Annotated in this window: 6 protein-coding genes; 2 read left to right on the top strand and 4 right to left on the bottom strand. The window is 43.2% G+C overall.

What is annotated here, in order from left to right; all coding sequences use genetic code 11:
- Positions 1–61: 61 nt before the first annotated feature.
- Together B9J87_RS16495 and B9J87_RS16490 are read left to right on the top strand one after the other, a co-directional pair.
- Positions 62–529 carry a molybdopterin-dependent oxidoreductase gene (locus B9J87_RS16495; protein ID WP_094151761.1) on the top strand — a complete coding sequence of 156 codons (468 nt, stop codon included), beginning with the start codon at positions 62–64 and terminating at the stop codon, positions 527–529.
- On the top strand, positions 529–1,629 hold the full coding sequence (locus B9J87_RS16490) for a GGDEF domain-containing protein (RefSeq protein ID WP_094151759.1): 1,101 nt from the start codon (positions 529–531) through the stop codon (positions 1,627–1,629). Before B9J87_RS16495 ends, B9J87_RS16490 begins: the two co-directional genes overlap by 1 nt.
- Positions 1,630–1,702: 73 nt before the next feature.
- On the opposite strand, the gene pstB is transcribed toward B9J87_RS16490, so the two are convergent.
- The 4 genes from pstB to B9J87_RS16470 form a co-directional block, all read right to left on the bottom strand.
- A complete protein-coding gene (gene pstB / locus B9J87_RS16485; protein ID WP_013868112.1) occupies positions 1,703–2,452 on the bottom strand; it encodes a phosphate ABC transporter ATP-binding protein PstB in 750 nt (249 codons plus the stop codon).
- Between the two features lie 45 nt (positions 2,453–2,497).
- Complete coding sequence (pstA, locus tag B9J87_RS16480) at positions 2,498–3,361, bottom strand: phosphate ABC transporter permease PstA (protein ID WP_026027681.1); 864 nt, start codon at positions 3,359–3,361, stop codon at positions 2,498–2,500.
- A 5-nt stretch (positions 3,362–3,366) separates the two neighbouring features.
- Complete coding sequence (gene pstC / locus B9J87_RS16475) at positions 3,367–4,299, bottom strand: phosphate ABC transporter permease subunit PstC (RefSeq protein ID WP_017045968.1); 933 nt, start codon at positions 4,297–4,299, stop codon at positions 3,367–3,369.
- Between the two features lie 211 nt (positions 4,300–4,510).
- Positions 4,511–5,332 carry a phosphate ABC transporter substrate-binding protein gene (locus B9J87_RS16470; RefSeq protein WP_026027935.1) on the bottom strand — a complete coding sequence of 274 codons (822 nt, stop codon included), beginning with the start codon at positions 5,330–5,332 and terminating at the stop codon, positions 4,511–4,513.
- Positions 5,333–5,403: the final 71 nt, after the last annotated feature.

The following is a 5,403-nucleotide window of genomic DNA, read 5'->3' as shown; positions in this document are numbered from 1 at the left end:
TTATCACCTTATACTTTTAGCCTATGCTCTAAGAAAAAAGCAGAAGTAAATAAGGTAGTTTATGATGAGATGGATAACCGCTTTACCACTTATTTTTTTCAGCTTATTTATTCATGCTGCAAGCTTAACTATTACCCTCCCAAACCAAGATCGGGTTACTTATTCTCTTGCACAATTGGCAGAGAGACTGCCTCGTGAAACCTTCACGACTCAGCTTCCTTGGTTACCAAAAGAAAATACTTTCACTGGTTTTAAAGTTATTGATTTAATTAATTATTTGCAAGTTGGACAGGTTTCTTCTGTATCATTTTTGGCCATTAATGATTACGCCGCTAATATTGCAATTGAAAACTTAACTCGCTATGAACCCATTATTGCTTATCACATGAATGGCGATGAAATGAAAATAAGAAACAAGGGGCCGTTTTGGCTGATCTACAATCTAGATAAATATCCACAAATAGACAATGACATTTATTACACCCAGATGGTGTGGCAGTTAGAAAAACTATTGATTCACGGTAAATAATGAATTTTACAAAATACAGCACTTTACACCCGTTGCTATACCGAGCAAAAACACTGTTGATTGTCCTGTCAGTCGCCTTGATCGTCGCTAATTTGTATATACTTTCGACCACACGCTCTTTAGCCAACTCCTATACCGACCAACGTAACTATGCAACTTGGTATTTATTCCAGCTCACCAAGGAGTATTCTGAGCTGGTTGCTTCGATTCCTTATTACTTAGATTCACAGGAGAAGAGAGCGCACACTTGGCTGCAGTATGAGCTGATTTGGAGCCGTTTTGACTTGATTCTAACGAGTAAGGAATCGGATAATTTTATGGGTAGAACGGATTCCCAGCATTTCTTTAAGAACAACTTTGATGATTTCAAAATATTAGAAAGCTTATTGCTGGCCGTTAAAGATCAAAAGTCATTGGCTGTATTTGAAAAACATGCCCACTTGATTTACGACCAAGTTATCGGCTATGTAAACCAAAACTTTCAACTGCAAAGCCCTATCTATCTAGAGCAAAAAGAAAAAGCAAATAGGCTAACACAGGTACAATTTCTGCTGATGTTCTTGATGCTGGGTTGCATTGGCTTAGTTAGCTATATTTTTCATAAAGAAGCGGTTGCTCAGCGTACCTTAGCGTTAACTGACCCTCTAACTGGACTTGCAAACCGCCTTGCGATGTTTGAAGAGCTGAATCAAATTTCTGCCAACAACCCCTTCTCTCTCTTTCTTCTCGACTTAAATGACTTTAAGCCCATTAACGACCAAAATGGTCATAAAGCAGGGGACAGTGTGTTGCAGCAAGTAGCGTTTCGCTTAACACATTCGATTCCAACCTTTGATTATTCGGTATTTCGTATGGGGGGTGATGAGTTTGCCCTGATCATCCATAGCGTAGATGCGATGGAACTGAGCATTATGCAACGCCACATTAAAGCGTGTTTTAAAGAGAATTTTTTCGTGGATAATGGAGTGGGAGCAAAGCTTTCAACCAGTATTGGTATTGCCTCTTTTCCTAAAGATTCAGCCAATATTAATCAATTAATACATATTGCGGATAAGAATATGTATGCCATGAAGTTTCTACAAAAAAGCCCCTCTGTATGAGGGGCAAAGTTACCATCGCTTTATAGTTATAATGAGTCCGCTATTATTCCAGGTTAGTCGCTGCAATAAGTGACTAGCCGAAATCGCCATTGACATATCCCATGGTTCTATCATCTTTAGGATTGTTGAAAATCACTTGTGTATCATTGTGTTCAACCAATTCCCCCATTAAGAAAAACGCTGTGCGATCAGAAATACGACGCGCTTGCTGCATTGAGTGCGTGACAATAACGATGGTGTAATTCTTTTTCAGCTCTTCCATCAATTCTTCAATTTTGTGTGTTGCAATCGGGTCAAGGGCGGACGTTGGTTCATCCATCAAAATCACATCCGGCTCCATCGCTATCGTACGTGCGATGCACAAACGCTGTTGTTGACCACCAGAGAGGCCAAACGCATGCGACTTCAAGCGATCTTTTACTTCATTCCACAACGCCGCGCCGCGCAATGAGCGCTCAACCACTTCATCGATGTGCTTTTTATCTTTAATCCCTTGTGCGCGTAACCCATACGCCACGTTTTCATAAATACTCATTGGGAACGGATTTGGCTTTTGGAACACCATTCCCACTTTGATACGCAGATCTGCAACATCAATATTGCCGTAAATATCTTGCCCATCCATCGCCAATTTACCGGTGATAGTCACGCCTTCAATGAGGTCATTCATTCGGTTCAAACAGCGTAATAAAGTCGATTTTCCACAGCCAGAAGGGCCAATCAGCGCTGTCACTTGACGAGTTGGAATAGGCAGGTTGATTGATTTTAGCGCTTGGTTATCGCCATAAAAAAGGTCTAGGTTTTCAATATTAAATTTGTTCATTCTTGTTATCTCTCAAAATTCTGTAAATCGCGCCCAACGCTCTGCTTAATAAGAAGCGGTATTAAATCGTCTTGCGATTAGCTTCGTCACCATGTTGATCAGTAGCACAACCACAATCAGCACGGTTGCTGTGCCGTAGGCTTGATTCCACTCTTCAACCGTGAACAGCTCTGTTGTGAGCTTGTAAAGGTGAACGGTTAGGGTGCGGCCTGAATCGAGCAATGAATCAGGAATACGTGCCACCATTCCTGCGGTTAAAAACACAGGAGCCGATTCACCAATAACACGACCAATACTCAAAATAATTGACGTGAGGATGCCGGGCATTGCACTTGGCAAAATCAGACGCCAAATGGTGTATATTTTTGAGGCTCCAAGACCATAAGAACCTTCGCGATAAGTTTGAGGAACGGCCATCAACGCTTCTTCTGTGGTCCGAATGATCACAGGCAAAATCAAAATGCTGAGCGTTAGCGCACCCGACAAAATAGAGAAGCCTAAGCCTAGAATCACCACAAAGAAGGTCATGCCAAATAGACCAAAGATAATGGAGGGGATCCCCGCCAAAGATTCGGTACAAAAGCGGATCACTTTCACCAAGCGGCTACCGATTTTGGCGTATTCGGTAAGATAAATCGCCGTCATAATACCCAACGGGGCGGCCACCGAAATAGAAGCGATCACCATATAAATCGTCGATATGATCATCGGGAAGATCCCGTGTTCATTGCCAGTACGGGTGTAATCGTCAGTAACGAAATTCCAATCTACGTGTTGTAGCCCGTTAGAAAGGATGTACCAGATAATCCAAAATAGGAAGCCGACTGTTACAGCAGCCGCAATCCAAATAGATATTTTCAATACGTTATCTTTTAGCTGGCGGGCACGTTTTAGTTTTACTGTATCCATCACTATTATCTCGCTCTCTCACGGTTTAAATAGAGCAATGTGGCATTCAAGATCATGATGAATGCCAATAGCACAACGCCTGTTGCATAAAGCGCACTGGCATGAACACCACTTGCGTAAGACATTTCAATCGCAATATTGGCTGTCAGCGTGCGTGCTGAGTCTAAAATACCTTCAGGCATCGCTGGCGCGTTGCCCATCACCATAATAATGGCCATGGTTTCACCGAGCGCACGCCCAATTCCTAAGATGACGCCGGTCATAATTCCGGAACGAGCTGCCGGTACCAGCAGTTTGAAGATGGTAAAAATACTTGATGCACCTAATGCCAAAGAACCTTCTTTGTACGCATGAGGGACTGCGCGAATAGAAGTCTCGGACACGGTAATCACCGTCGGTAAGATCATGACACCAAGCACAATAATGCCCGCGAGAATGGTATTGCCCGCAGGAACTTGGAAAATGTCCTGAATCAAAGGAACAATAATCACAAGACCAAAGAAACCATAGACCACGGAAGGAATACCAGCGAGCAATTCAACGGCTGGGCGAATGATATTCGCGACACGTTTTGGTGCGACTTCGGCAATAAAGATAGCGGTGAGTACGCCCACAGGCACACCAACGATAACCGCACCAAACGTTGAAACCACAGAAGCGACAATCATAGTTGCCACACCATACAGAGCTGGCGGCAACCAATCTTGTCCAAGGACGATACCCGAGATACCCACTTCTTGAAATGCGGGAATACTTTCGCGGAAAATGAAGTAGGCAATGATGGCAAGAGACACAATGCCAATAATGGCACTGGTAAGAAACAACCCGTGGAAAATGCGCTCTTTCCAGTCCACACGCTTTTTAGCACGAAGTGCACGTTTGGAAGCTTGCGTAGAAACGTTGTTCATAAGCTTTTCACTATTTGTTGCGATGGTCATAGTATCAATCTCACTATTCGATGGAATCGACGTGGATAGAAAAGGCTCAGCCCCAACGATGGGCTAAGCAAACTTTTAAAGTTATTTCCCCAAACAACTTGAAGTGGCGGCTAAACAGCAAGTCAGTGAATTCCCATCCACATGGATAAAGCATGTGTTTGGGCTGAACGAAACAACGTCGCTGCACCTTCAAGTCGAATGGGAGAGTCTATTAGTTCACTGCGATATAGTGATGTTCTGCAACGAGTTTTTGAGCTTCAGGCGTTAGCATCCAATCAAGGAACTGTTGCGTTTGAGCGGATGGTTGGCCTTTTTTGTACAGTACAAGGAAAGGACGAGCCACTTTGTATGAACCATTTTTCACGTTATCTACCGATGCATCAGTACCGTCTACCGCTAAGGCATGAACCGTGTTATCAACGGTGCCAAGAGAGATGTAACCGATGGAATAAGGGTTAGACGCAACCATAGTTTTCAAACTGCCGTTACCGTTAGCTACTTGAGCTCGTTGAGAGATAGCAGATACCGTCTTGTCTGAGATTTTTTTTGTCAATTTCATAATCTCTTCGAATGCACCACGAGTCCCTGATGCGGTATCGCGAGTAATTGCAACGATAGGTTTGTCTTCACCACCGACATCTTTCCAATTCGTGATCTCGCCTCGGTAAACAGCAGAGACTTGTTCAGCACTCAACCCTTTTACTTTATTGCTTGGATGCACAACCACCGCTATACCATCAAGCGCGATCTTTTCTTCAACTAATGATGCTTCTTTTTCTGAGCTTTTTAGGCCACGTGAAGACATACCAATATCCGCACTGCCGTTCTTAGCGGCTTTAATACCGGCAGAAGAACCTGGGCCTTGAACCTCAATAAACACGTCCGCGTTTTTCTTCATATATGTTTCAGAGAAAACTTCCATCAATGGCGTTACGCTGCTAGAGCCAACAGCAGAAATGGTTTCTTTTGCAAAAACTGGGTTAACTGCCAATGCACCTAAAAGAGCGATTGCACCGATTACTGTCTTTTTCATCACAAATATCCTTAAGAGGCTTTATTGCCGTTGTGTATTGAACGAAACTCACTTTAGGACGCAAATATGAC

This window comes from Vibrio sp. V19_P1S1T109 (genome assembly GCF_002241375.1).
Taxonomy (GTDB): Bacteria; Pseudomonadota; Gammaproteobacteria; order Enterobacterales; family Vibrionaceae; genus Vibrio; species Vibrio anguillarum.
Note: the sequence above shows the minus strand (reverse complement) of the source record. Positions and strands in the feature narration are given on the sequence as shown.

Bases quoted from the DNA above. Each gene is read 5' to 3' on its own strand.
- B9J87_RS16495 (WP_094151761.1), top strand. From the start codon at position 62: ATGATGAGATGGATAACCGCTTTACCACTTATTTTTTTCAGCTTATTT.
- pstA (WP_026027681.1), bottom strand. From the start codon at position 3,361: ATGGATACAGTAAAACTAAAACGTGCCCGCCAGCTAAAAGATAACGTA.
- pstC (WP_017045968.1), bottom strand. From the start codon at position 4,299: ATGACCATCGCAACAAATAGTGAAAAGCTTATGAACAACGTTTCTACG.
- B9J87_RS16470 (WP_026027935.1), bottom strand. From the start codon at position 5,332: ATGAAAAAGACAGTAATCGGTGCAATCGCTCTTTTAGGTGCATTGGCA.
- pstB (WP_013868112.1), bottom strand. From the start codon at position 2,452: ATGAACAAATTTAATATTGAAAACCTAGACCTTTTTTATGGCGATAAC.
- B9J87_RS16490 (WP_094151759.1), top strand. From the start codon at position 529: ATGAATTTTACAAAATACAGCACTTTACACCCGTTGCTATACCGAGCA.